Origin of the sequence: Parvimonas sp. M20, from assembly GCF_035282425.1 — a bacterium.
Taxonomy (GTDB): Bacteria; Bacillota; Clostridia; order Tissierellales; family Peptoniphilaceae; genus Parvimonas.
Genome location: NZ_JAYKBQ010000047.1, coordinates 1 through 853, shown reverse-complemented (window position 1 = coordinate 853; position 853 = coordinate 1). Strand labels below are relative to the sequence as shown.

Annotated in this window: 1 protein-coding gene; it reads left to right on the top strand. The window is 48.7% G+C overall.

Going from position 1 to position 853, the window contains the following annotated elements:
- Positions 1 to 175: 175 nt before the first annotated feature.
- On the top strand, positions 176 to 778 hold the full coding sequence (locus VJI93_RS08270; RefSeq protein ID WP_324009241.1) for a hypothetical protein: 603 nt from the start codon (positions 176 to 178) through the stop codon (positions 776 to 778).
- Positions 779 to 853: the final 75 nt, after the last annotated feature.

Here is an 853-nt window from a genome sequence, read left to right as displayed (position 1 = left end):
CTTAGGCGAATGAACCCACGGAAGGTGCTAAGCGATTTTGCCAAAGACTACCGAGGCTGCAAGCAAAGTCCTTAGAGGGGTTGGGTAAACAGTAGGTGGAGTTGCAAGGGTATCTAACCCCTGTGGCCGCGAAGCTGAAAGTTTACCGCGAACCCTACCTATTCGGAGAGTGTAGATGTTGCCTTTGCCCAAAGCACCTGGTGAAAAATCCGTGTATTTGGCAGACCATCAATATCCACTCCCACAATTCAAAATAGACCGGGCCGAGAAGGTCAAGCTGACGGGTAAATTCCAGCAGATCTGGCAGGCTATCAATAAAGGCAAAGATTGGCGCGAACACGTGCTGAAGCCTGCAATCCTTACACTCGATCCAGGTGAGACCACCGGCGTGTGTTGGAAGGATTTCAATTCGGACGAGCTGTGGCTGATGCAATGGGAGACCAAAGATATTGGTCTATCCTTTAAGCAACTACTTGACTTCCTGGAGCGCTATGAACCATTCCATGTACGCTACGAAGACTATAAAGTCTATGCGTGGAAGGCTCAGGACCATAGTAATGCGTCCCTACATACTCCACAGTGGATTGGTGCTATACGCGCCGCACTTTGTCTGGCAGATATACCATATTCCTTCAAGATGGCACAACAGCCCAAGGGATGGTTTACGGACGATAAACTGAAGATGTTCGACATGTATGAGGCAGGTATGCGCCATGCTCGAGATGCCGAGCGCCATATGTTGTTCTACATGTGCTTCCCGGACAAGAAAGATGACTGAGCAGATCTGCACATACTGCAAAAAGCCTTTTCCTTTGGAAGAGTTTGTCAAGCCATCAGGTCTTAAGGTTAAGAA

Excerpts from the sequence above, each read along its gene's own strand:
- VJI93_RS08270 (WP_324009241.1), top strand. The coding sequence starts at position 176 with ATGTTGCCTTTGCCCAAAGCACCTGGTGAAAAATCCGTGTATTTGGCA.